General features: G+C 62.0%; 18 protein-coding genes. 6 read left to right on the plus strand and 12 right to left on the minus strand.

Annotated features, from left to right (window positions below; genetic code table 11):
* The first annotated feature begins 48 nt into the window (after positions 1–48).
* A complete protein-coding gene (locus tag ACW55A_RS11935; RefSeq protein ID WP_003368498.1) occupies positions 49–1,236 on the plus strand; it encodes a tetracycline resistance MFS efflux pump in 1,188 nt (395 codons plus the stop codon).
* 28 nt (positions 1,237–1,264) lie between these two features.
* On the opposite strand, the gene ACW55A_RS11940 is transcribed toward ACW55A_RS11935, so the two are convergent.
* Together ACW55A_RS11940 and ACW55A_RS11945 are read right to left on the minus strand one after the other, a co-directional pair.
* Positions 1,265–1,978: a FadR/GntR family transcriptional regulator gene (locus tag ACW55A_RS11940; protein ID WP_003368499.1), complete on the minus strand. Its 714-nt coding sequence runs from the start codon at positions 1,976–1,978 to the stop codon at positions 1,265–1,267.
* Between the two features lie 94 nt (positions 1,979–2,072).
* On the minus strand, positions 2,073–3,815 hold the full coding sequence (locus ACW55A_RS11945; protein ID WP_151342791.1) for an IlvD/Edd family dehydratase: 1,743 nt from the start codon (positions 3,813–3,815) through the stop codon (positions 2,073–2,075).
* A 214-nt stretch (positions 3,816–4,029) separates the two neighbouring features.
* On the opposite strand from ACW55A_RS11945, the gene ACW55A_RS11950 reads away from it, so the two are divergent.
* The 5 genes from ACW55A_RS11950 to ACW55A_RS11970 all read left to right on the plus strand — a co-directional run bounded on the left by ACW55A_RS11950 (position 4,030) and on the right by ACW55A_RS11970 (position 8,394).
* Complete coding sequence (locus ACW55A_RS11950; protein ID WP_498810976.1) at positions 4,030–5,343, plus strand: MFS transporter; 1,314 nt, start codon at positions 4,030–4,032, stop codon at positions 5,341–5,343.
* Between the two features lie 35 nt (positions 5,344–5,378).
* Entirely contained in the window at positions 5,379–6,371 is a 993-nt protein-coding gene (gene araD1 / locus ACW55A_RS11955; protein WP_004418549.1) for an AraD1 family protein, read from the plus strand.
* Positions 6,372–6,498: 127 nt separating this feature from the next.
* Complete coding sequence (locus ACW55A_RS11960; RefSeq protein ID WP_003368505.1) at positions 6,499–6,783, plus strand: DUF5629 family protein; 285 nt, start codon at positions 6,499–6,501, stop codon at positions 6,781–6,783.
* A gap of 80 nt (positions 6,784–6,863) precedes the next feature.
* Positions 6,864–8,036: a lactonase family protein gene (locus tag ACW55A_RS11965; RefSeq protein WP_455808082.1), complete on the plus strand. Its 1,173-nt coding sequence runs from the start codon at positions 6,864–6,866 to the stop codon at positions 8,034–8,036.
* A 175-nt stretch (positions 8,037–8,211) separates the two neighbouring features.
* The gene (locus ACW55A_RS11970) at positions 8,212–8,394 is read left to right on the plus strand and encodes a hypothetical protein (RefSeq protein ID WP_003305416.1); all 183 of its coding nucleotides are present in this window, start codon (positions 8,212–8,214) and stop codon (positions 8,392–8,394) included.
* 228 nt (positions 8,395–8,622) lie between these two features.
* On the opposite strand, the gene ACW55A_RS11975 is transcribed toward ACW55A_RS11970, so the two are convergent.
* The 10 genes from ACW55A_RS11975 to ACW55A_RS12020 form a co-directional block, all read right to left on the minus strand.
* Positions 8,623–12,267, minus strand: a complete 3,645-nt coding sequence (locus ACW55A_RS11975) for an AAA family ATPase (RefSeq protein ID WP_455808081.1) — start codon at positions 12,265–12,267, stop codon at positions 8,623–8,625.
* Positions 12,264–13,508 (minus strand): exonuclease SbcCD subunit D C-terminal domain-containing protein, encoded by a 1,245-nt coding sequence (locus tag ACW55A_RS11980; protein WP_455808080.1) that lies wholly within the window; start codon positions 13,506–13,508, stop codon positions 12,264–12,266. Before ACW55A_RS11980 ends, ACW55A_RS11975 begins: the two co-directional genes overlap by 4 nt.
* Positions 13,509–13,550: 42 nt before the next feature.
* Positions 13,551–15,209 (minus strand): BatD family protein, encoded by a 1,659-nt coding sequence (locus ACW55A_RS11985; RefSeq protein ID WP_455808079.1) that lies wholly within the window; start codon positions 15,207–15,209, stop codon positions 13,551–13,553.
* Positions 15,206–16,924 (minus strand): vWA domain-containing protein, encoded by a 1,719-nt coding sequence (locus tag ACW55A_RS11990; protein ID WP_455808078.1) that lies wholly within the window; start codon positions 16,922–16,924, stop codon positions 15,206–15,208. Before ACW55A_RS11990 ends, ACW55A_RS11985 begins: the two co-directional genes overlap by 4 nt.
* Positions 16,921–17,979, minus strand: coding sequence for a vWA domain-containing protein (locus tag ACW55A_RS11995; protein ID WP_498810977.1), 1,059 nt, complete (start codon positions 17,977–17,979; stop codon positions 16,921–16,923). The genes ACW55A_RS11990 and ACW55A_RS11995 overlap by 4 nt, the downstream gene beginning before the upstream one ends.
* Positions 17,972–18,466, minus strand: coding sequence for a DUF4381 domain-containing protein (locus ACW55A_RS12000; RefSeq protein WP_004414100.1), 495 nt, complete (start codon positions 18,464–18,466; stop codon positions 17,972–17,974). The genes ACW55A_RS11995 and ACW55A_RS12000 overlap by 8 nt, the downstream gene beginning before the upstream one ends.
* On the minus strand, positions 18,463–19,407 hold the full coding sequence (locus tag ACW55A_RS12005) for a DUF58 domain-containing protein (RefSeq protein ID WP_498810978.1): 945 nt from the start codon (positions 19,405–19,407) through the stop codon (positions 18,463–18,465). Before ACW55A_RS12005 ends, ACW55A_RS12000 begins: the two co-directional genes overlap by 4 nt.
* Before the next feature lie 4 nt (positions 19,408–19,411).
* Positions 19,412–20,371 carry an AAA family ATPase gene (locus ACW55A_RS12010; protein ID WP_003342804.1) on the minus strand — a complete coding sequence of 320 codons (960 nt, stop codon included), beginning with the start codon at positions 20,369–20,371 and terminating at the stop codon, positions 19,412–19,414.
* A 209-nt stretch (positions 20,372–20,580) separates the two neighbouring features.
* Positions 20,581–21,327 (minus strand): amidohydrolase family protein, encoded by a 747-nt coding sequence (locus ACW55A_RS12015; RefSeq protein ID WP_046719731.1) that lies wholly within the window; start codon positions 21,325–21,327, stop codon positions 20,581–20,583.
* 48 nt (positions 21,328–21,375) lie between these two features.
* Complete coding sequence (locus ACW55A_RS12020) at positions 21,376–21,735, minus strand: hypothetical protein (protein ID WP_004414094.1); 360 nt, start codon at positions 21,733–21,735, stop codon at positions 21,376–21,378.
* Positions 21,736–21,780 lie beyond the last annotated feature (45 nt).

The raw sequence follows: 21,780 nt of genomic DNA on the forward strand, positions 1-21,780 counted from the left end.
GGTCTACATATGTCTGGAGGTTACTCAAACGGTGAAACTCGCCCACCCATGCGCTTCATTCTTCTGATATTGGGGCTCGATGTGCTTGGTATCGGTCTGGCGATTCCTGTCATGCCGACGCTGATCGCGACTATCTGGCCATCGTCTACCGAGCATGTCTCGTTGGCGCTGGGCGTGGCGCTGACACTTTATTCGGCGATGCAGTTTCTGTGCGCGCCGCTGCTGGGGGCGCTGAGCGACTGTCATGGGCGCCGGCCGGTATTGCTTCTGGCGCTGGCCGGCATGTGCCTGGGCAATCTGATGGCTGGCTTCGCCGGCAGCCTGACGGTCTTGCTGATAGGCCGTGCCATCGCAGGAATCACTGCCGCCAATATCGCCACTGCGATGGCCTATATTGCGGACATCAGTGAGGGTGAGCAGCGCACGCATTTCTACGGTGCAGCGGGCAGTGTCATCGCCATAGCGCTTGTTTTCGGCCCGGTCATAGGCGGGGGGCTTGCGTCTTACGGGCCGCACTTGCCCTTTCTGGTCGCTGGCGGCCTGGCGGCAATCAACCTGCTGTATGGCTACATGAGGTTGCCGGAAAGCCTTGCGGCCGAGCATCGGCGAGCCTTCGAATGGCGGCGAACCAACCCGTTTGGCAGCCTGCGAGGACTATGGAGTACGCAAGGCCTGCGCCCGTATCTGCTGGCTGCGACGTGCTCCTGGTTCGCCTACGGGATATTTCAAAGCTGCTTTGTGCTGGCCAATCAGATGCGTTATGGCTGGAGCATGCTTGAAGTGTCGTACGCATTGGCGGCGCTCGCCCTGGGCATGGCGTTCGCGCAGCGCGTACTGGTACGCAAGCTGACGCCAATCATGTCCAACCAGCGGATAATCGTTACCGGTTATGCCTGTTGCTTACTGGGTTATGCTTTCTATACGGCCGCTGCAAGCGTTTGGCTGACGTTGGTGGGAATGTGTTTCCATGCTGTCGGGCTGATTGCCGAGCCGGCGTTGCGTGGTGAGCTGTCGCGTCATGCCAAGGCAGGGCATCAGGGCGAGCTGCAGGGGGGGCTGACATCCCTGCTGAGTCTGGTGGGCGGTGTAGCGCCAGTGATTGGCGCTCTGATATTTTCGGGTAACGTCGGCTCGGGCGAGCATTTTCTGTGGCTGGGCGCCCCGTTTTTGGTCAGCCTGTTGATGTACGTGCTGGCGATAGGATGCATCCAGAGGGGGAGAACATCAGCCGCCTGAAACGGTTGACCCTCAAGCTGGAAACCCGTCAACCGCCGCCCAGGACTACACTCAGCGCATTGCGCGCATCGTCCAGTTGCACCAGCGAAGCGTGGCGTGCGCCCAGCGCGTCGCGGTTCTGGATGGCGGTGAGAATGGCCTTGTGACGAGGCATGGCCAGTTCGTGCAGGTTGGGACGCTTGTTGGAGTATTTGAGCGCCTCGCGTAACGCCAGTGACAGCATGTTGCACAGGTGTGCCAGCAGGTCGTTGTGGGTGGCGTCGGCGATGCGGCTGTGGAAGTCGAGATCGGGTTGCAGCAGGTCTTCCGGCGTCGGTGCGGCTTCCATGCGCAGATAGGCTTCGTGGATCGACTCGATCTCTGCGTCGGTGGCATGCTGCGCGGCCAGTGCGGCAACCGCTGGTTCGATGACCGCGCGTACGCTGGTCAGCAGGTTGAAGAAATCATTCTGCGGCGAGCTTTGCATGACCCAGTGCAACACGTCCGGGTCCAGCAGATGCCATTCGCGGCGCGCCTTGACCACTGTGCCGACACGCGGACGCGAATAAACCAGACCCTTGGCCACCAGAACCCGTGTCGCTTCGCGCAGGACCGGGCGGCTGACGGCGTACTCTTCGCAGAGCAGCGCTTCGGCAGGCAGCTTTTCGTCAGGCTTGAAACGGCCGGACACGATTTGCATGCCCAGTTCCTGGACGATGCGCGCGTGCATGCTTTTTCGGTCGGAAGGCTTTCGATAATCCATGGGAACGCAGTGGGGTCCTGGCGGTGATTGCTGGGCATCATACCATCGCGCAACGATTACGGCGGCCATCTGCGTCAGGCGGCCGCCGTTTCGTTCAGTGCGAGTGACGAGGGACTTCGGCGCCCCTGCAACCGACCAGGAAGTCGAAATCACAGCCCTGGTCTGCCTGCATCACCCGGTCTACGTACAGTTGACGATAGCCACCGAGCAACAGCTGCTGCGGTGCCTGCCAATCGGCGAGGCGCGCCGCCAGTTCGGCTTCCGGGATGTCCAGATGCAAACGTCCGCCAGCGCAGTCCAGCTCGATCCAGTCGCCTTCCTTGACCACCGCCAGCGGACCGCCGGCTGCGGCTTCCGGCGCCACATGCAGAACCACTGTGCCGTAAGCCGTGCCGCTCATGCGCGCATCGGAAATGCGCACCATGTCAGTCACGCCCTGTGCCAGCAGCTTGGCTGGCAAGCCCATATTGCCGACCTCGGCCATGCCCGGATAACCTTTGGGGCCGCAGTTCTTGAGCACCATGACCGAGTTGGCATCGATGTCCAGATCCGGGTCGTTGATCCGTGACTTGTACATCTCGAAATTCTCGAACACTACTGCGCGGCCACGGTGCTGCATCAGTGCTGGTGTCGCGGCCGAGGGCTTGAGCACCGCACCCAGCGGCGCGAGGTTGCCGCGCAGCACGCAAATTCCGCCGTCGGCGCGAATCGGGTTATCCAGCGCGCGGATCACCTGATCTTCACCATAGATCGGTGAGTTGCAGGTGTTTTCGCCGATGCTCTTGCCATTGACGGTCAGGGCATCCGGGTTGGGCAGCAGGCTGGCCTCGTTCATGCGCCGCAGCACGGCGGGCAGGCCGCCAGCGTAATAGAACTCTTCCATCAGGAAGCGCCCCGACGGTTGCAGGTCGACAATCGTCGGCATGCCACGGCCCATACGCGACCAGTCATCCAGGTCCAGATCGACGCCGATGCGTCCGGCGATGGCTTTCAAGTGGATGACGGCGTTGGTCGAGCCACCGATGGCCGCGTTGACCCGGATGGCGTTTTCGAATGCAGCCTTGGTGAGAATCTTCGACAGACGCAGGTCTTCGCGGACCATGTCGACGGCACGCATGCCGGACATGTGCGCGAGCACGTAACGCCGCGAATCCACCGCCGGAATGGCCGCGTTGTGCGGCAGCGAAGTGCCCAGCGCTTCGGCCATGCAGGCCATGGTCGACGCCGTGCCCATGGTGTTGCAGGTGCCAGCCGAACGCGACATGCCGGCTTCGGCGGAGAGGAATTCATCAAGGCTGATGGTCCCGGCCTTATAGGACTCGTGCATCTGCCAGACGATGGTTCCGGCGCCGATGTCCTTGCCTTCATGCTTGCCGTTGAGCATCGGTCCGCCGGTCACGACGATGGCGGGGATGTCGCAACTGGCAGCGCCCATCAACAGGGCAGGGGTGGTCTTGTCACAACCGGTCAACAGCACGACCCCGTCGATGGGGTTGCCGCGAATCGCTTCCTCAACGTCCATGCTCGCCAGGTTGCGGGTGAACATTGCGGTAGGGCGCAGGTTGGATTCGCCGTTGGAAAACACCGGAAACTCCACCGGCCAGCCGCCTGCTTCGATCACGCCACGTTTGACATGCTCGGCGATCTGCCGGAAATGCGCGTTGCAGGGGGTCAACTCCGACCAGGTATTGCAGATGCCGATGATCGGCTTGCCCTGAAACTGGTGGTCGGCAATGCCCTGATTCTTCATCCAGCTGCGGTACATGAAGCCATTCTTGTCGGCGGTGCCAAACCACTGGGCAGAACGGAGGGTCGGTTTTTTATCGGAGTCAGACATGATCGGCTCTCTTATTGTAAGACTTAATGGCGATACTGCTGGCTAAGGTAAGCCTAAAAAACGCGTATTGGAAGAGTTGTCAGTTTAAATAGTATTACTATATAGTCGGTCGTAGACGAGGGATCATCCTGGCGCATGTGCTGCGTTATTCAGCCCCCAGGCACAGAGGCGATCCCCGCAGGTTCCATAACAAAAACAATGGGAGACCGCCTACATGAGCCAGGAACTGCGGCTTATACGCCGCATTACGTTCAAACTGATTCCTTTCCTTATCCTGCTGTACCTGATCGCTTATGTAGACCGCTCTGCCGTGGGCTTTGCCAAGCTGCACATGGGCGCGGACATCGGTATCGGCGACGCCGCCTACGGGCTGGGTGCCGGACTGTTCTTCATCGGTTACTTCCTGCTGGAGATCCCCAGCAACCTGATGCTTGAGCGCTTCGGCGCACGCCGCTGGTTCGCGCGGATCATGATCACCTGGGGCGCGATCACCATCGGCATGGCCTTCGTCCAGGGGCCGCACAGCTTCTACGTGATGCGGTTTCTGCTGGGCGCTGCCGAGGCGGGCTTCTTTCCCGGTGTGCTGTACTACATCACCCAGTGGTTTCCGGTGCGCCATCGCGGCAAGATCCTTGGCCTTTTCATCCTCTCGCAACCCATCGCCATGATGATCACCGGGCCCGTTTCCGGCGGTTTGCTGGGCATGGACGGCATACTCGGTCTGCATGGCTGGCAATGGCTGTTCATCGTCATCGGCACGCCAGCGATTCTGCTGACCTGGCCGGTGCTGCGCTGGTTGCCGGATGGTCCGCAGCAGGTCAAATGGATGGACCAGGCCGAGAAGGACTGGCTGACCGGTGAGCTGAAAAAGGACTTGGAAGAATACGGCCAGACCCGCCACGGCAATCCGTTGCACGCCTTGAAAGACAAGCGTGTGTTGCTTCTCGCGCTGTTCTATCTGCCGGTGACCTTGAGCATCTACGGTCTGGGCCTGTGGCTTCCGACGCTGATCAAACAGTTCGGTGGCAGTGACCTGACCACCGGCTTCGTGTCATCGGTGCCTTACATTTTCGGCATCATTGGCCTGCTGATCGTGCCGCGCAGTTCCGATCGCCTCAATGACCGTTACGGGCATCTGGCCGTGCTCTATGTGCTGGGTGCCATCGGCCTGTTCTGCAGCGCCTGGCTGACCATGCCGGTGGCGCAGCTGGCTGCATTGTGCGTCGTGGCGTTCGCGCTGTTTTCCTGCACGGCGGTGTTCTGGACCTTGCCGGGGCGGTTCTTCGCGGGTGCCAGTGCCGCAGCCGGTATCGCGCTGATCAATTCGGTCGGCAACCTGGGCGGCTACATCGGGCCGTTCGTGATCGGTGCGTTGAAGGAAATCACCTGCAGCCTGGCATCGGGCCTCTATTTTCTGTCGGGTGTCATGGTCTTCGGGCTGCTGCTGACCGGCATCGTCTATCACGTGCTGGAGCGCAAGCATGTGCTGCCAGTGTCCGACTTCGCGGCGAGTGCCAAGGCGAGATAGGTTTTCAGCGGCCCATTATCTGGAAGGAGAATTTCATGCGATTAGTACAGTTTGAATTGAGCGACGGTCAGCGCCGGGTCGGTCTGGTCGACGGTGATCAGGTGCGTGAGGTCCAAGGTGTCGAAAGTGTTCGCGAGCTGGCGCTGGCGGCAATCGAGGCGGGTTCGGCTCTGGCGCATCAGGTCGAGCAGCGTGGCGTTGGCGAGACGCATGACTATTCGCAGTTGCTTGAGGAGTTGCGGATCCTGCCGCCGCTCGACCATCCTGATCCGGCGCACCTGCTGGTCAGCGGCACCGGGCTGACCCATCTGGGCAGTGCGTCGGCACGCGACAAGATGCACCAGCAGTCCGGCGACGAAGCCTCGATGACCGACACCATGCGTATCTTCAAATGGGGCGTCGAAGGCGGCAAGCCGGCAGCGGGACAGGCCGGTGTTCAGCCAGAGTGGTTCTACAAGGGTGATGGCAGCATTGTCGTGCGCCCCGGACATTCGTTTTCGCTGCCGCCCTTTGCCGAAGATGGCGGGGAAGAGCCCGAGCTGAGCGGCCTGTATGTGATCGGTCATGACCGCAAGCCTTATCGCCTGGGCTTCGCCATCGGTAACGAATACTCCGATCACGTCATGGAGCGTCGCAACTACCTGTATCTGGCGCATTCGAAACTGCGCGCCTGTTCTTTCGGTCCGGAGTTGCGCGTGGGCGACTTGCCGCAAAGCCTGTCGGGCACCAGCCGGGTCTGGCGCGACGGCAAGGTGCTGTGGGAAAAAGAGTTCCTCAGTGGCGAAGCGAACATGTGCCACAGCCTGGAAAACCTTGAATACCATCACTTCAAGTACGCACAGTTCCTCAGGCCCGGTGACGTGCATGTGCATTTCTTCGGCACCGCGACGCTGTCGTTTGCCGATGGCGTGCGCACCCAGCCGGGCGATCGTTTCGAGATCAGTCAGGCCGAGTTCGGCAAGCCGCTGGTCAACGGTTTGGCACCGAGCGAGCCGGTGTTTCAGCCGGGCGGCATCGGCAAGCTGTAAGCGCAGTCCCTGTTTGATTGCTCACCGTGCCAGCGCTCGGCGCTGGTACGGCTCTACTTGCGCTCCGACTGTATCTACGCCTGCCTTTTGCCCTATCATTCGCGCTTTTGCTGGCCGGATGAATTTCATGACTACCACACCCACCACACTGCTCGCCGCACTCGAAGCCACCACCATGCTGGAAATCGACGGTCTGCACGCCTGGGACTTCTCTCTGGGCGAGGAACTGAACGTCGAATGCATGGACGGCCGTGAGCGCAAGGTATGGCGCTTCACCAAGGCGCAAGTCGATGCTGCGACCTTCGATGAATCCCTGCAAAGCTGGGTGATCAACGACGGCAACGCCGATCACCGGATCATCTGCCTGGATGCCTTCACCCCTTCCGATGAAGATGATTCTGCGCAGGATTGAGTAAATACGGGCTGGCGCTGTCATAGACCCCGACAGTGCCGTAACAGGCATCAATAACTTCGATAACAAGGGATGCCCCCATGCCCCATAAATTTCTGCCGTGGCTGGCGATTGCCAGTGCCATGAGCGCATTTACCTTGCAGGCCCAAGCCATGCCCGATACTGAATTGCTGATAGGTTCCTACACGCAAGGCAAGAGTGAAGGGATCTATCGTTTTGCCTTCGACAGCAAAACCGGGATGATCGGCGCCAAGCCGCTGCAAGTGGTCAAAGCCGAAAACCCGTCGTGGCTGACCGTCTCCAGAGACCAGCGCTACCTGTTCGCGGTCAATGAAAATGGTCCCGGACAAAAAGACGTGGTCGGTAAGGTCAGCAGCTTTGCGATCGACCCGAAAACCCGTCAGATCACGCCGATCAATCAGGTTCAAAGCCGTGGTGAAGAACCGACGCACTCCAGCCTGAGCTACGATGGCCGTTACCTGTTCGTGGCCAACTACGCCGTAAACCCCGACCCGGGCGGTGCGCTGACCGTGGTGCCGGTGGGCAAGGACGGCACGTTGAGCGAAGCCGTTCAGGTGCTGCCGCTGGGTCCTGGAAGCAAGGTCAACAGTGAGCGTCAGATGTCGTCGCATGTGCACCTGGCCGTGCCGACCCCGGATGACAAGTACGTGGTGACCGCCGACCTGGGCGCTGACAAGCTGTTTGTCTATCAGTACGACGCCAGCCAGGCCAAGCCATTGCAGCCAGCCAAGGTGCCGTTCGTGCAGTTGCCGGGCGGCTCCGGACCCCGTCATACCCTTTTCAGTGGGGATGGCAAGCATGCCTGGCTGGTGCTGGAAATGACCGCCCAGGTCGCAGTGTTCGACTACCATGACGGCGGCTTCAAGCAGACCCAACTGGTCGACATGAAGAACAAGGGCGTGGAAGAGAAAAACGGTGGTGGCGCCTTGCACACTTCACCGGATGGCAAGTTTCTGTACGTGACCAATCGGGGTGACGCGAATCAGGTCGTGGTGTTCCGCATCGATCAGGCCAGCGGCAAGCTTGAAGAAATTCAGCGTCGCTCCCTGGAAGGCAAGGAGCCACGCGAGTTCGCTTTCGATCCGACCGGCACGTTCATGCTGTTCGCCAATCAGAAAAGCAACCAGATCGTGACCGTACGCCGTGATCCGCAGAGCGGGAAGATCGGTGAAACGGTGCAGAAATTCGATGCCGATGCACCTTCGTACCTGCGTTTTCTGAACGACAAGTAAGCTGCCCCGGCTCCAGCCCCCAAGATACAAGGGCTGGAGCCGTTATCATTCTTGATGATATGGGTTAGTGCTACAAAAGATTTCTGCTGAACCACCCTCGGGCGTAAGTTTGAGTCACGGCCATAACGGTCAGGACTTCAAACCAGCGTACAGACAGACAAGAGGGGTGACCGACATGAATTTCAATCTTTTCTCCATCATCGCTGCATCTGCTATCTCGGCAAGCGTCGCTCTTCCGGCCAGCGCCAGTGTCGAAGTGAACGACAAGAAAGCCCATGCGACTCAGACGTACACAACCAAATACCTGCAACAGAGCGCTAATTTCTACGCAGCGCTGGACCACAAATCTGCCCAGTGATTGATCAGCCGTCACGCTTTCGCGAGCATGTTCGCCCACACAGGTCCCTGCGACTTACTGCCCAATGCGTGGCAGACCATGCACGGAATGTCAGGCGAGCCTGTTCGCGAAAGCGCTGGTGGCACAACATTCAAGAGGCGGACGCAGAGCGTCCAGAGCGGCATTCCCATGCGCAGCGTGAGGAACGATAGTCAACTGCCGTGCCTCACGTTCCGTGTCGCAGGTCCCTCAGTTGCCCACCTCGATTGTGCTCAATCCATTGCCCTGACGACGTACCTTGATCTGCACCGGGATTCGTTCGTGCATTTCCTGGACGTGGGAAATAACGCCGACCTTGCGGCCCTGCGCCTGCAAGCCGTCGAGGGCGTCCATCGCCAGTTGCAGCGATTCCGGATCGAGGCTGCCGAAACCTTCATCGATGAACAGTGACTCGATGCGCAAGGTGCTGGATGCCATCGAGGCTAGGCCCAGCGCCAGTGCCAGCGAGACGAGGAAGGTTTCCCCGCCGGACAGCGAATGAACCGAGCGTAGTTCGTCGCCCATTTCCGTGTCCATGACCAGCAGACCGAGCATGCTGCCGCCGCGTTTCAGGCGGTAACGGCGCACCAGTTGCCTGAGCTGCGCATTGGCATGGTGGACCAGCAGATCAAGGTTGTAGGCCTGGGCGATTTTGCGAAACCTGTCGCCTTCTGCCGAGCCGATCAACGACGCCAGACGTGCCCAGCGCAGGTATTCGCTGTTGGCGTCGGCGATGCGCGTCTGCAGTTCGCTGCTGGCGTTGCGGCGGCGCTGATCTTCACTGAGTTCGGCACGTAGGTCGGCGCAGTGCTGCTCACTGAGCGCCGACTGTTCATGGGCCTGTTTCAGCGCTGCTTCCAGTTGCGCACTGTCGGTCAGATCACTGTGTTGCGCCTGATGCTGTTGCAGGCGCTGATCGCGTTCCTGCAGCAATACTTTTGCCTGCTCCAGCGCCTTGTCGGTGCTACTCAATTGCACACGCAGTTGCTCGATATGTGCGTCGTCGTAGGTCAGCAGGGTGTCCAGCGCGCTATCGTCCAGTTGCGGATGCTGAGCGCGCCATTCGCTGATCTGCACATCAAGTTCAGCCAGTTCCTGTTGCAGGGCCTGCTGCTGTTGCTGTTCGGACTTGAGCTCGGCAGCCAGTTGAATCAGTTGATTGTGGATATCCTGCAGCGCCTGCGCCGCTAGACTTTCTGCCTGTCTGGCCTGCTCGATGGTCTGCTCCAGCGCCTGTTGCCATTGCTCTGCGCTGGCGTGGTCGCCCAGCAGACCGGCAAGTGTCTGCTGACTGTTATGCCGTTGCTCGCCGAGCCGGGTGACTTCCTGCGCCAGTTCGGTCTGGCGGTGCACGCGAGTCTGCTGCTCGACCTGCTGCTTCTCGATCTTCTGCTGACGCTCGGTTTGCTCCTGCTGCTCTTCGTGCTGCTGCTCCAACTGATCGAGACGCTGGGTCACCTGCTGTTCGAGCTGCAGCACGGTTGCCGATGCATCGCTGCGCAGACCTGCAAGCACCTGGGGCGATACCAGCGGCGTGAATGCCGTCAGTTCTTCTTCCAGCCGCTGCCCGTCGACCTCCAGTTGCTTGAGCTGCTCGGCAACATGGCCCGCAGCGGTCTGGCTGGCTTCGCTCGCCGCCTGCAGCTGCTGCTGCAGGCGTGCAGCGTCTTTTTGCAGGGTCAGCAAGGCTTGCTGACGTTGCTCGTCACGGCTGATGACTTCGCTCAGTTGACTCAATTGCTGGCTCAACCAGCCGTCGCGCTTGTCGGCGTCCCGGTCGAGCAATTGGGCGGCGAGAGGATGTGACTCCAGGTCCGGTGCCAGGGCCTGATGGCGCGCGTTGAGCTGTTCGTGCTGACGCAGCAGCTCTTTCTGCCGGGCGATCACGCCACCGACCTGCTCACGCAATTGATTGCGTTGCTCGGTCAGCAGGTCCACGGCTTTCTGCGCGCTGGCCTGCTCGTTGTCGTCGTGTTGCGTGAGGCTTTCGAGCAGCGCCTCCGGCTGATGCCAGGGGTGTTCGATGCTGCCGCAGACCGGGCAGGGCTGGTCGTCCTGCAACTGCACGCGCAACTCCTCGACACTGGCGCTGCGGGCGAGGCGCTGGCGCTCCAGCAGTTGCCGGGTAACGGTCAGGGTCTGCTCGGCGACGGTCAGTTCATCACGAACGCGAAGGCCTTCGCTGTTGAGCTGTTCGCGTTGCTGCTGGGCGCTCTGCTGTTGCTGGGTCAGCTCGGCAAGCTGCCGGTCGACGTCCTGCTGACTGGCCCACAGACGGGCCAGCTCCTCGAAGGCACGCTGCTGTTTGCGATTGTCCTGCAACAGGCTGCCGAGGATCTGCACCTGTTCGGTCACTGCCTCCACTTCGCAATCGGCTTCGCGGTACAGCAACTCCAGCGCGCTGCGTTGCTCGGTCAGCTGCTGATCGGCAGTGTTGGCACGTTGCTGCAGGGCAGGCAGCTCGCTGTGCCCGTGCTTGAGGCGATTGGCGATCAGCGTGAGGGATTTCAGGCGGTCACGCCACGCGTTCCAGGCCTGAGCCAGTGGCGCCAGTTCGCTGCTGTGCTGCAGTTGCCCGGCAATGCGCTCCAGACGTTGAGCCACCTGCTGTTGCTGATCGAGCAGGGTTTGCAGGCTGGTCTGGCCCTGGATGCAGAGCTGCTCGCTCTGCTGGTGCAGGTCGGACGCCTTGGCCATTTCCTGGTTCAGGTGATTCAGGGTGTTCTGTGCTTCGAAAGCCTGCAGCAACAGCGGTTTGGCGCTGCTATGGGCTTGCTGGGCTTCCAGCAAACTGGCCAGCGCCTGAGTACGGTGGCTTTCCAGCTGTTGCTGCTGGTCGTGCAGCGAGGTCTGCTGTTGCTGATGCTGGCGAATCTGTTCAGCCAGCGGATCAAGCTGAGCATTCAGCGTGACCCGACGCGCGAAGCGATGACGCTGCGGGCCCAGGCGTTCCAGCTGGCCGAGGGTCTGGCGTGCTCCGCTGTGGTCGTCCCAGACCTGTTGCGCACTGTTCAGGTCTTCCTGGGCAGCGAGCTGTTCATCACGCAGACGGTGCAGTTCGGTGAGCCATTGCTGTTTGATTTCCAGTTGCCGTTGCTGTGTCTGATGGGCCTTGAGCTGCTGCTGCGCGTCGCTCAGGCGTTGTTCCAGTTCAGCCAGCAGTTCCGGGGCCAGCGGGATGATGTTGCTGGCCTGCGCAGTCAGGGTTTTCAGGGCGTCTTCGGCTTCCTTGCTTTTGCTGTACGCGCGCCGACCTAGCTGGCTGTAGATCGCGGTGTTGGTGAGCTTTTCCAGCAGCTCGCTGCGTTCCTTGTCATCCGCCTTGAGGAACGCGCTGAACTCGCTCTGGGCAAGCATCACGGCGCGGGTGAACTGCTCGAAGTTCAGGCCCAGGCGATTTTCGATCAATTGCTCGAATTCGCGTTTGCTCTGGTTGCTGAGGATTTGCTCGCTGTCCAGATCGGTGAGGGTCTGGCGGCTGGCCTGCAGTTTTTTGGTCGCATTGTCGCGCGCGCGATTGGTTTCCCAGCGCGCGCGATAACGCCGCTGATCGATGCCGATGAAGTCCACCTCGGCGTAACCGCTGCCCGTGCCGCGGCGCAGCAGGGTACGTGGGTCGCTGGTGGTGATGTCGCCGTCGATGTCCGGGACCTTGGACTGGCCGATATTGCTCAGCCGCGGAATCGCCCCGAACAGCGCCAAACACAAGGCATCGAGCAGGGTGCTTTTGCCCGCGCCGGTAGGACCGGTGATGGCAAACAGTCCGGCGCTGGCCAGCGGCTCGGCAGTGAAATCGATTTCAAAGGGGCCGGCCAGCGAGGCCAGGTTTTTCAGGCGAATGGCGAGGATTTTCATGGCAGCTCGCTCTCCTGCTGAACTTCGCGCAGCAGCGTGGCGAAATCGGTCAGCGTCTGTTCGTCGACCTCGCTGCCGAAGTTGTCCTGCCAGGCACGGCTGAACAGTTCCTGAGGCGTGAGCTGGTCCAGTTCGATCAGCGTGGCGTCACCCTCGTTGCCGTCCGCGCTGCCTTTGCCGGCATATTCGGCACCGATGCGTACCAGCCGCACGGCCTTGCCCTGTAGGGCGTTTTCGATCTGGTTGCGCAGGTCCGGCTGGGGTTCATCCAGGCGCACGCGTACTTCCAGCCACGGCTGGCGGTCCGGATCGGCGAGCAGGTCGATGTCCGGCAGCGCCTTGAGCTGTACCAGCAGGTCGGCCAGTGGCGCAGGCCCGAGGCGTTGCAGGTTGACGGCGCGAGGGATGAACAACGGCTCGACACTGGTCAGCGTCTCGCCGTCGCAATTGATCTCCAGAATCTGGTGCTGATAGCTGATTTCCGAAAAGGACAGCGGGATCGGCGAGCCGCTGTAGCGAATGCGCTCCTCGCCGTTGACCCGCTGCGGTTTGTGCAGATGGCCCAACGCAACATAGGTGATGCTCGGCCCGAACAGGCTGGCCGGCAGGGCTTCGGCGTTGCCGATGATCAGGCTGCGTTCGGAGTCTTCCGAGACCGAGCCGCCTGCCATGTGGGCGTGGCTGATGGCTATCAATGCCTGACCGGGCTGGCGCTTGAGGTCAGCCGCCGCGATCAGCAGCTCATGCACCCGGCCGATGCCACGCAGGTAGTCATCGCCCAGGGTCGGACCGGTGACTTCGGCGGGACGCAGGAACGGCAGCGCCAGGCACCAGGCCTTGATGTCGCCGTTGGCGTCCGGCAACGGCAGCAGCAGGCGTCCGGCATCCAGCACGCCATCGTCCAGCCACATTACCCTGCCCAGCGCGTGGGTACGCAAGCGGCGCATCAGCGGGGCGGGAAGTTCGATACGCGAGCCGGAGTCGTGGTTGCCGGCGATCATCACGATGGTCAGCAGCGGCTGCTGCTCGTGGGCGTTGACGATGAAGTCGTACAGGCGCTCCTGCGCTTTGACCGGCGGGTTGACGGTGTCGAAGATGTCGCCCGCGATCAACAGTACATCCGGTTTACGGTCGGCCAGACGGGCCAGTAGCCAGTTCAGGAAGCAAGCGTGTTCGAAATCCCGCTCCTGGCCGTGCAGGTTCTGACCCAGGTGCCAGTCAGAGGTGTGAAACAGACGCATTGGTTTACCTTGTCGTATAGGGGTGTTGCCTGAGCTGCATCCTTATTTGGGATACAGCGGCGGCAACCCGGCATCACCTGCCGGGTCCTGAATATGTTCGGCGGCGGGCAGCTTGCGCACCGCGCGCCAGAGGTCCCCGCCCAGCCACAGCTTGCCGGTTTCGCTGTACAGCGCACCGTTGAGACCGTCCAGGGCATCGGACAGCGGTACGAAACGCGCGGCCATTTCGGCCAGGGTTTCCGGCTGCTGGCGTGCCCAGGCGTCGAGCGCCTGACGGGTGCCCTGCGGATCATTGGCCAGGCAGGCGCGTTTGAGGTCATCGAGTACGGTACGCGGGCTGGGCCCGGTCTGCACGGCCCGGGCGATTGCCGGCTGTCCACGGGCGCGCCACCACAGGCCGAAACCGAGCAGTGTGGTGCAAAGCAGCAGCAATGTGCTCATCTGCCACGGCCAGACTGGCGGACCGATCACGGTCACGCCGCTCATGTCGCTGTTCACCGGCGTGTCCACCGCCAGACCGGGGTTGCTGCTGATCTGCAGGGTGCGCGCGGGCAGGCTGGTGTGCTCCAGATGATCTTCGCGGGTATTCCACCAGGTCACTTCAACCGCAGGCAGGTCGATTGCCCCGGCGCGGTCTGGCACCAGGGCCTCGCGTTCTTCGCGCGTGCCGATCAGGCCGCGTTCGCTGGGCAGGTTGCGCAGTTGTGGCTGATCCGGGTAACGCCGCAGGCCAGGTACTTCTGTGGGCGGCAGAGGTGGCAGCTGCGCGCCGGCCAGCCCTTCGGCCTTGAGCGTCAGGGTGCGGGTCAGCGAATCGCCGACCTGCGTAGTGCCGGGCTCCGGGCTCCAGCTTTCTTCCAGGTTGATACTGCGTGCCGGCAACCAGGCGACATCGGCCGGGTAGTCGGCAGGCTTGGGCTTGACGGTCAACGGCACTTCGGCGGACTTGACCCGCACCGATCGGCCCGGCTGCGGACCGAACGGATTGCTGTCCTGGGCTTGCGAACCCTCGGCAGGCGTCTGCACCAGCGTGGCGCTGAACACTTGCGCCGGTATCTTCAGCACGCCGCTCTGCTGCGGGTAGATCGCGTAGCGTGTCTCGATGACCCCGTGGCGCACACCGTTGATCAGCTTTTCGTAAGTGCGCGAGTCACCGAGTTTTTCGACCCGTGCGTCCGGCACTTGCAAGGGGCTCAGGCTGCTGTCGTCGAACAGCGACACCGAGTGGTAGACGCGCAGGGTCAGCACGGCCTGGGCCTGAACATACACGCTGTCCTGATCCAGGCTCGCTTCAATAAAGATCGATGCCAGGTGGTTGCCTTGCTCCTGGAGCTCGCTCTGCAGGACCTGCAAGGTCAGCGGCTGGCTTTTCAGCTCGCCCAGTTGCAGCGACGGAATCAACACGCTTCCTGTCTCGCGAGGCAGCAGGGTGACGATCCAGCGCGTCGTTGCCTGGCTGCTGCCATCCAGGGTTTTCAGGCTGTTGAGCTGGCGCGTGTCGCGCACCTCGAAACTGCTTTCCAAGGCGCTCATGTCCGGCTTGCCGAACTGCGTCACATCGTCGGTTTCCAGCGTCAACTCGACGGTTTCCCCGGCGTTGAGGCGCGTGCGGTCAACGCTGGCGGTCAGTTGCGCAGCCTGCAGCGACAAGGTGATCAGGCTCAGCAGCAGGCCGATCAATAAGGTGTAAACGCGACTCATCGGGTCTTTTCCTGATGTTGCTGTTCGTAGCGAAATTTGCGCCGCAACAGTTCGCCCGGATCATCCGGAATCTGCCTCAGCCACTGCTCCAGTTCCTGACGCCGCTCGCCGGTCATGGGGCTGTCGGCGGACTGAAGCGGCGGGCGAGTGGTCTGTTCGTCGTCTGCCGACTCGCCCGAGGTGGCCTGGCCGCTGCTGTCCGGCGGCAGGCTTTCGCTGGTGCCGGGTTGATCCGATCGGGACGGGTTCTGCTCGGCGGGTGATGCGCTGCTATTGGGATCTTGCGACGCCTGCTGACCTTCTTCGCCCTGATCGGCCTTGTTCTGTTCGTCCTGGGCAGGCTTCTGCTCTTCGGTCTGATCCAGCAGACTTTGCACCAGTGCCCGATTGGTTTGTGCCGCAGGGAAGTCGGGCTGCCGGTCCAGGGCCTGCTCGTAGGCATCCAGTGCCGCTGCCAGCTCGCCGTTACGGGCCAGCGCATTGCCACGATTGTAGTGGTCGGCGGCGCTGTTGCCTTCGGCAAACTGCCGGGCGGCGCTGGCGTAGTCTTGCGCCTGGTACAACGCCACGCCTTTCCAGCGCGAGTCTTCGAAGCGTTGCGCAGCTTCGGCTGGCCGGTGCTGTTCCAGCAACCGCTGGCCCTGTTGATCGGGACGCAGCCACAGGTCCTGAAACTCGAACGCCTGGCTGTTCTGCGGAAACATGAATATCAGCGGCAGGCAGAACAGCCAGCCGCGCCGACCGGCCAGTGCCGCGATGAGCAGCAGGGGCAGCAGCAACCAGTGGCCCTGGTCAGCCCAGGTGTCGAGTTGCACGACCTGGCCGTCGCGGCTCATGTGTCGAGGGCTGGCCAACAGACCAAGGCTGCGCAAGTCCTCTTCATCGCCGCGTGCCTGGCGATAGCTGCCACCGACCTGATCGGCGAATTCGTTGAGGCTGGTGCTATCCAGGCGCGGGACCAGAATCGCACCCTGATCGTCCTTGAGCAGGCTGCCGTTTTCCTGTGTGACCGGCGCGCCTTCGGGCGTGCCGACCCCGAGGATGAGCAGTGGCGGCGATTGCCCGCGCAACGCGGCACGGATGCCCTGACGTTCCTGTTCGCTCAGCGACGAGGTGATCAACAGAATCCGCCCCTGACCCAATGCGCCCTGTTTGAGCAGGTGCAGCGCTTTCTGCACGGCCAGATCGGCGCGCTGGCCGGTCACCGGCATGATCGACGGTCTGATGGCTTCCAGCAGGTTGTGGCTGGTGACCAGGTCATCGGACAGCGGCACCAGGGTATGTGCGCTGCCTGCGTAGACAACGACGGCGGTCTGCGCATCGCTGCGCTTTTGCAACAGGTCCAGCAGCTTGCGTCTTGCCTGTTCCAGACGGGTAGGGGGCGTGTCGGTGGCGAGCATCTGTGGGGTGAGTTCGAGAATCACCACCATTGGATCGACCGGCTTCTGGCTGATCTGTTCGACGCGCTGCCAACTGGGGCCCAGCAAGGCGAAAAGGGCCAGCAACCAGGCGAGCCCCAGCGCGACCCATGGCAGTTTGCTGTTGCTGCCGCGCCCACCGTTGAGCAACACCTCGTGAAAGTGGGTGGGCAGCAGCATTTGCCAGCGTCCGGCGCGTTTCTGCCGGTGCCAGAGTCGCCAGATCAGCAGCGCCAGCAGTGGCGTGATCAGCAGCCATTCCGGGCGAAACCAGTCCGGCCAGAGCCCGATGATCATCGCGACCTCCACAGGCTTTTGCAGCGCTCACGCCAGTTGATGGAACGCACCGCCGTCAGCAGGCGTTGCAGGGCGTTGTTCGGCCACAACTCACGCAGCACCAGCAGCACACTCAGCAGCAGGGCTGTCGCCAGTGGCCATTGATAAAGCGCTTGCGCCGGACGCGCCTGGGTGGGCTGCTGTGCCACCGGCTCCAGGGCATCGAGGGTGGCGCGGATTTTTTCCAGTTGGTCGCCATCGCGCGCGCGGAAATACTGGCCACCGCTTAGGCTGGCGATTTCCTTGAGTGTCGGTTCGTCCAGATCAAGACTGGGGTTGAGGCCAAGTACGCTCTGCAGCGCGTCCTTGTCAGGGTCCGAGCCGATGCCGATCGGGTAGATTTTCACCCCTTCTTCGGCAGCCAGGCGTGCGGCGGTGATCGGATCGATCTGACCGGCGTTGTTGGCGCCGTCGGTGACCAGCACCAGCGCACGACTGGTGGCCGGACGCATACGCAGACGTTTCAGGGCCAGGCCGATGGCATCGCCCAGTGCGGTGTTCTTGCCTGCAATGCCTATTTTCGCCTCGTCGAGCCAGACCCGCACAGTGCGGCGGTCATAGGTCAGTGGCGCCTGAACAAACGCCTGGGTGCCGAACAGGATCAGGCCGACCCTGTCGCCCTTGCGGCCTTCGAGAAAGTCACCGAGCAGTTGTTGCACCAGCACCAGCCGGCTGACTTCATCGCTTTTCCATTGCATGTCCGGGTAGTCCATCGAGCCAGACACGTCGACCGCCACCAGCAGATCGCGGCCGCTGCCAGCTACCGGCAGCGGCTCGCCCAGCCACTGCGGTCGCGCCGTGGCGATCAGCAGCAACAGCCAGATCAGCAAGAACGGCGCACGCTGTCTCCACACCGGCAGATTGGCTTTGGCGCGGCGACCGCTCAGGCCTTCGAGTTCACTGAGAAAGCTGACCTTGAGCGCGGGCTCGCCGCTGTCGGCCATGGGCAGCAGGGCGCGCATCAGCCACGGCAATGGTAGCAGGGCGAAGACCCACGGCCAGGCGAACTCAAACATGTTTGCGGATCCAGGTATCGACCGCCTGAGTCAGGCCGGTGATGGCCTTGTCGTCCAGTTTGCACTCGGGCTTGTAAGCGCCTTCAACCAGAATCATCCAGCGCGTCAGGCCGGCCGCCGGGCAGCGATTGTCGAGGAACGCCAGCCATTTGCGGCCGTTAAGGGTATGGCTCTGGCTGTGTGGGTAGTGGTTACGGCACAGGCGCTTGAGCAGGCCGTTGATCTGCTGCAGCCAGGCACCGGCCGGCGCGCCGTCGTAGGGTTTCGGCAGGCTGGCCAGTTCCGCCAGCGCGGCGAGGCGAACCGGGTCCAGCGGCTGTTCGCTGCGCACGTTGCGGGCCTTGGCCGGCAGCAGTTTGCGCAAGCGCCACAGACCCCAGCCCGCCACGGGGATCAGCAACAGCAGCAGCCACCAGCCCGGCGCAAGCGGCCAGAAGCCGACGGCTTCGGGCGCAATCAGCGGCTCCAGTTGATCAAGGGGATTCATTTGCGCTTCACCGGACGTCGCGCGTTGAGGTATTCGCGCAGTTGTTCGACGAGCTCCGCCTGGGTACTCAATGGCATGAGCAATACCCGCAGCTTCTGCGCCAGCAACTCCCAGCGCGCCGTGCGCTCCTCGCCCTGTTGTCGGTAGGCGCGGCGCAGTTCGGGGTTGAGGGTGTCGATTTCGAGTTGCGCGCCGCGTTCGGCAAAGCGCAGCAAACCGGCAGCGGGCAGGGCGCGGTCCAGTGGGTCGGAAAGCGGCAGCAACAGCAGGTCGCTGTGCCGTGACAGCAGGCTCAGTTGTTGTTCGGCAGCATCGGACAGGGCGCGCTCGTCGCACAGGACGATGACCAGACTGCCGGGGCGCAGCACTTCCCGTGCGCGACGCAGCGCAGTGCCGAACGCATCGCGGTCTGGCGGAATCTCGGTATGCAGCGACTGATTGACCCGCACCAGCCGGTTGAGCAACTGCAGCAGGCTTTGTTTGCTGCGTCGCGGCTTGATCTCGTAGTGTTCGTTATCGCCGAACACCAACCCGCCGACCCGGTCGTTGTGTTCCAGCGCCGCCCAGCCGATCAGCGCGGCCGCCTGAGCCGCGAGTACCGACTTGAACATCAGGCCGGAGCCGAAGAACAGCCGTCGGCTCTGTTCCAGCAGAATGAAAATGGGCCGCTCGCGTTCCTCATGGAACAGCTTGGTGTGCGGCTCCTGCGTGCGTGCGGTGACGCGCCAGTCGATGCTGCGCACATCGTCACCGGCCTGATAGACCCGCACCTGATCGAAATCCACACCACGCCCGCGCAACTTGGAATGGTGCAGGCCGATCAGCGGGCTGCGTTGGCTCGGGGTGGAAAACAGCTGCACTTCCCGCACCCGATGACGCATCTCGATCAGCTCGCTGAGGCTGACGCGGATGCCCGGCTGGGGGATCAGGTAGGGTTGCATGGGGTCAGGCGACGGCCACGACGTCGAGGATGCGCTGAATCACGCGATCCTGATCGATACCGGCGGCTTCGGCCTCGAACGACAGGATGACCCGGTGGCGCAAGACATCGAACAGCACCGCCTGAATGTCTTCGGGGCTGACGAAGTCGCGTCCGGCCAGCCAGGCATGTGCACGGGCACAGCGGTCCAGCGAGATGGAACCCCGCGGGCTGGCACCGTAGGCAATCCATTCGGCCAGTTCCGGGTCGAACTTGGCCGGGGTACGGGTGGCCATGACCAGTTGTACCAGGTATTCCTCGACCGCATCGGCCATGTACAGGCCAAGGATTTCCTTGCGTGCGGCAAAGATCGCCTGCTGGCTGACGCGACGCTCCGGCTTGGTTTCGCCGTTCAGGGCTTCGCCACGCGCCTGTTGAAGGATCTTGCGTTCGACGGCGGCATCCGGGAAACCGATCTTGACGTGCATCAGAAAGCGGTCGAGCTGGGCTTCGGGCAGCGGGTAGGTGCCTTCCTGCTCGATGGGGTTCTGGGTCGCCATGACCAGAAACAGCGGCGACAGGTCGTAGGTGCTGCGCCCGACACTGACCTGCCGTTCGGCCATGGCTTCGAGCAACGCCGACTGGACCTTGGCCGGCGCACGGTTGATTTCGTCGGCCAGCACCAGGTTGTGGAAGATCGGCCCTTGCTGGAACACGAAGCTGCCGGTTTCCGGGCGATAGATCTCCGTACCGGTGATGTCGGCAGGCAGCAGGTCGGGGGTGAATTGAATGCGGTGAAACTGGGCTTCGATGCCTTCTGCCAGCTCCTTGATGGCCTTGGTCTTGGCCAGGCCGGGAGCGCCTTCGACCAGCATGTGGCCGTCGGCAAGCAGAGCGATGAGCAGGCGTTCGATCAGCTTTTCCTGGCCAAGGATCTGCGTTGAAAGAAAAGTTCGCAGCGCAATCAGCGCTTCACGATGTTCCATCGGTGACGGTTCCTGGCAGGGCGAACAGCGGTGTCTGGTGACTGCTGAGCTGGGGGCGATACTTTAATCCATCCAGGCAGGTATCGACTAACGACTACCGCGTTTTTTATTGCATTTAGAGAAGTGCCTGTCATTTATGCAGGTATTGTCCTACATGATCCATAGGTATCCATGTAGGAAGGCTGGCTATGGCTCTCGGAACCACGGCGTCAGAGTCGATAGAAGCTCGCCGCGTTTTCCCACAGCGCCTGACGGGCGCCGCTTTCGCCCAGTGCGTCGATCAACAGTTCGATATCGTCAGGCCTGAAGGGGCGGGGTGCGCGGGTCGACGGCAGGTCGGTGCCGAACATCAGGGCATTCGGGTTGGCGGCGTGGATATCCCTGAGCGCCTCGCGCACCGGAAAGTCAACACGCCCGAAACCACAGGCCTTGACCCGAACACCGTGCTCGGCAAGGCGCAGGAGCACGGGCAGCCCTTCGGCACTCAACCCCAGGTGATCGATGCTGATGGCAGGTAGTTTGCGCAGGCGTGTTTCGATGGGCGCCAGTTCTCGCGAGTCGATGTACAGCTCGGAGTGCCAGCCTGCGTGTTCATGGACACGCAAGGCCAGTGCCTCCAGCTGGTCGAGCTGCTCCGAGCCGCCGCGCTTGAGGTTGAAGCGCAAGGCGCGCACGCCTGCCGCGTTCAGGTTGTCCAGCTCTGCATCGGTGACGCTGGCGGGCAATTGCGTGACACCGACGAAACCCGGTCCCAGCAGGCGCAGGGCCTGAAGAAGATATCCCTGATCAAAGCCCTGAAAGGAACCGGACACCACCGCGCCGCCCTGTACGCCCAGCGGCTGGACCGTCGCAAGGTAGTCAGCGACACCGAACGGCTCCGGCAGATAGCCGTTATTGGCGATCAGCGGGAAATGCGGGTCGATGATGTGGCAGTGGGCGTCGAAAATGCGGTTCATGACACACTCCTGTTCGGCGAAGTACTCACTCTAGCGCTTTTTTGATCATCAGCTGATTGTGCTGGTGTACTCACCGACGTTTTCGAGAATGACCTGTAACGTTTGGTGAACGTCCTGCAACTCGCCTGCATCGGTGGCGTGGAGAATTTCGTACTGATGGTGGCCATCGAGCTGCTTGGCGTCCTGTGTGTCGATTTCCACCAGCAGGCGCTCGGCACTGAAGGTGACTTTCAGGCTGGACACACTCAGTGACTTGTCGTCGCTGACGGTGATTTCCACTTCGTTCTCGTCCGGGAAGCGGGTCAGGGAAAACAGCATGCCGTTTTCTGCGTGGCAGCAGAGCAGCGCCATATCGTCATATTCGTCGTCGCACGGGTTGGCGATGAGGCTGGCGGTCTTGATTTGCATGGGTGGCTCCGGGTCTGTCCAGGTAAGGCATGAGTGAATTTTGCC

It is taken from the genome of Plantibacter cousiniae (nom. nud.) (genome assembly GCF_977070315.1).

Coding starts and splice junctions, on each gene's coding strand:
- ACW55A_RS11970 (WP_003305416.1), top strand. CDS start 8,212: ATGAATTTCAATCTTTTCTCCATCATCGCTGCATCTGCTATCTCGGCA.
- ACW55A_RS11940 (WP_003368499.1), bottom strand. CDS start 1,978: ATGGATTATCGAAAGCCTTCCGACCGAAAAAGCATGCACGCGCGCATC.
- ACW55A_RS11965 (WP_455808082.1), top strand. CDS start 6,864: ATGCCCCATAAATTTCTGCCGTGGCTGGCGATTGCCAGTGCCATGAGC.
- ACW55A_RS12005 (WP_498810978.1), bottom strand. CDS start 19,407: ATGCAACCCTACCTGATCCCCCAGCCGGGCATCCGCGTCAGCCTCAGC.
- ACW55A_RS11935 (WP_003368498.1), top strand. CDS start 49: ATGCGCTTCATTCTTCTGATATTGGGGCTCGATGTGCTTGGTATCGGT.
- ACW55A_RS11985 (WP_455808079.1), bottom strand. CDS start 15,209: ATGAGTCGCGTTTACACCTTATTGATCGGCCTGCTGCTGAGCCTGATC.
- ACW55A_RS11995 (WP_498810977.1), bottom strand. CDS start 17,979: ATGTTTGAGTTCGCCTGGCCGTGGGTCTTCGCCCTGCTACCATTGCCG.
- ACW55A_RS11975 (WP_455808081.1), bottom strand. CDS start 12,267: ATGAAAATCCTCGCCATTCGCCTGAAAAACCTGGCCTCGCTGGCCGGC.
- ACW55A_RS12010 (WP_003342804.1), bottom strand. CDS start 20,371: ATGGAACATCGTGAAGCGCTGATTGCGCTGCGAACTTTTCTTTCAACG.
- ACW55A_RS11990 (WP_455808078.1), bottom strand. CDS start 16,924: ATGATCATCGGGCTCTGGCCGGACTGGTTTCGCCCGGAATGGCTGCTG.
- ACW55A_RS11980 (WP_455808080.1), bottom strand. CDS start 13,508: ATGCGTCTGTTTCACACCTCTGACTGGCACCTGGGTCAGAACCTGCAC.
- ACW55A_RS11945 (WP_151342791.1), bottom strand. CDS start 3,815: ATGTCTGACTCCGATAAAAAACCGACCCTCCGTTCTGCCCAGTGGTTT.
- ACW55A_RS11960 (WP_003368505.1), top strand. CDS start 6,499: ATGACTACCACACCCACCACACTGCTCGCCGCACTCGAAGCCACCACC.
- araD1 (WP_004418549.1), top strand. CDS start 5,379: ATGCGATTAGTACAGTTTGAATTGAGCGACGGTCAGCGCCGGGTCGGT.
- ACW55A_RS11950 (WP_498810976.1), top strand. CDS start 4,030: ATGAGCCAGGAACTGCGGCTTATACGCCGCATTACGTTCAAACTGATT.
- ACW55A_RS12020 (WP_004414094.1), bottom strand. CDS start 21,735: ATGCAAATCAAGACCGCCAGCCTCATCGCCAACCCGTGCGACGACGAA.
- ACW55A_RS12000 (WP_004414100.1), bottom strand. CDS start 18,466: ATGAATCCCCTTGATCAACTGGAGCCGCTGATTGCGCCCGAAGCCGTC.
- ACW55A_RS12015 (WP_046719731.1), bottom strand. CDS start 21,327: ATGAACCGCATTTTCGACGCCCACTGCCACATCATCGACCCGCATTTC.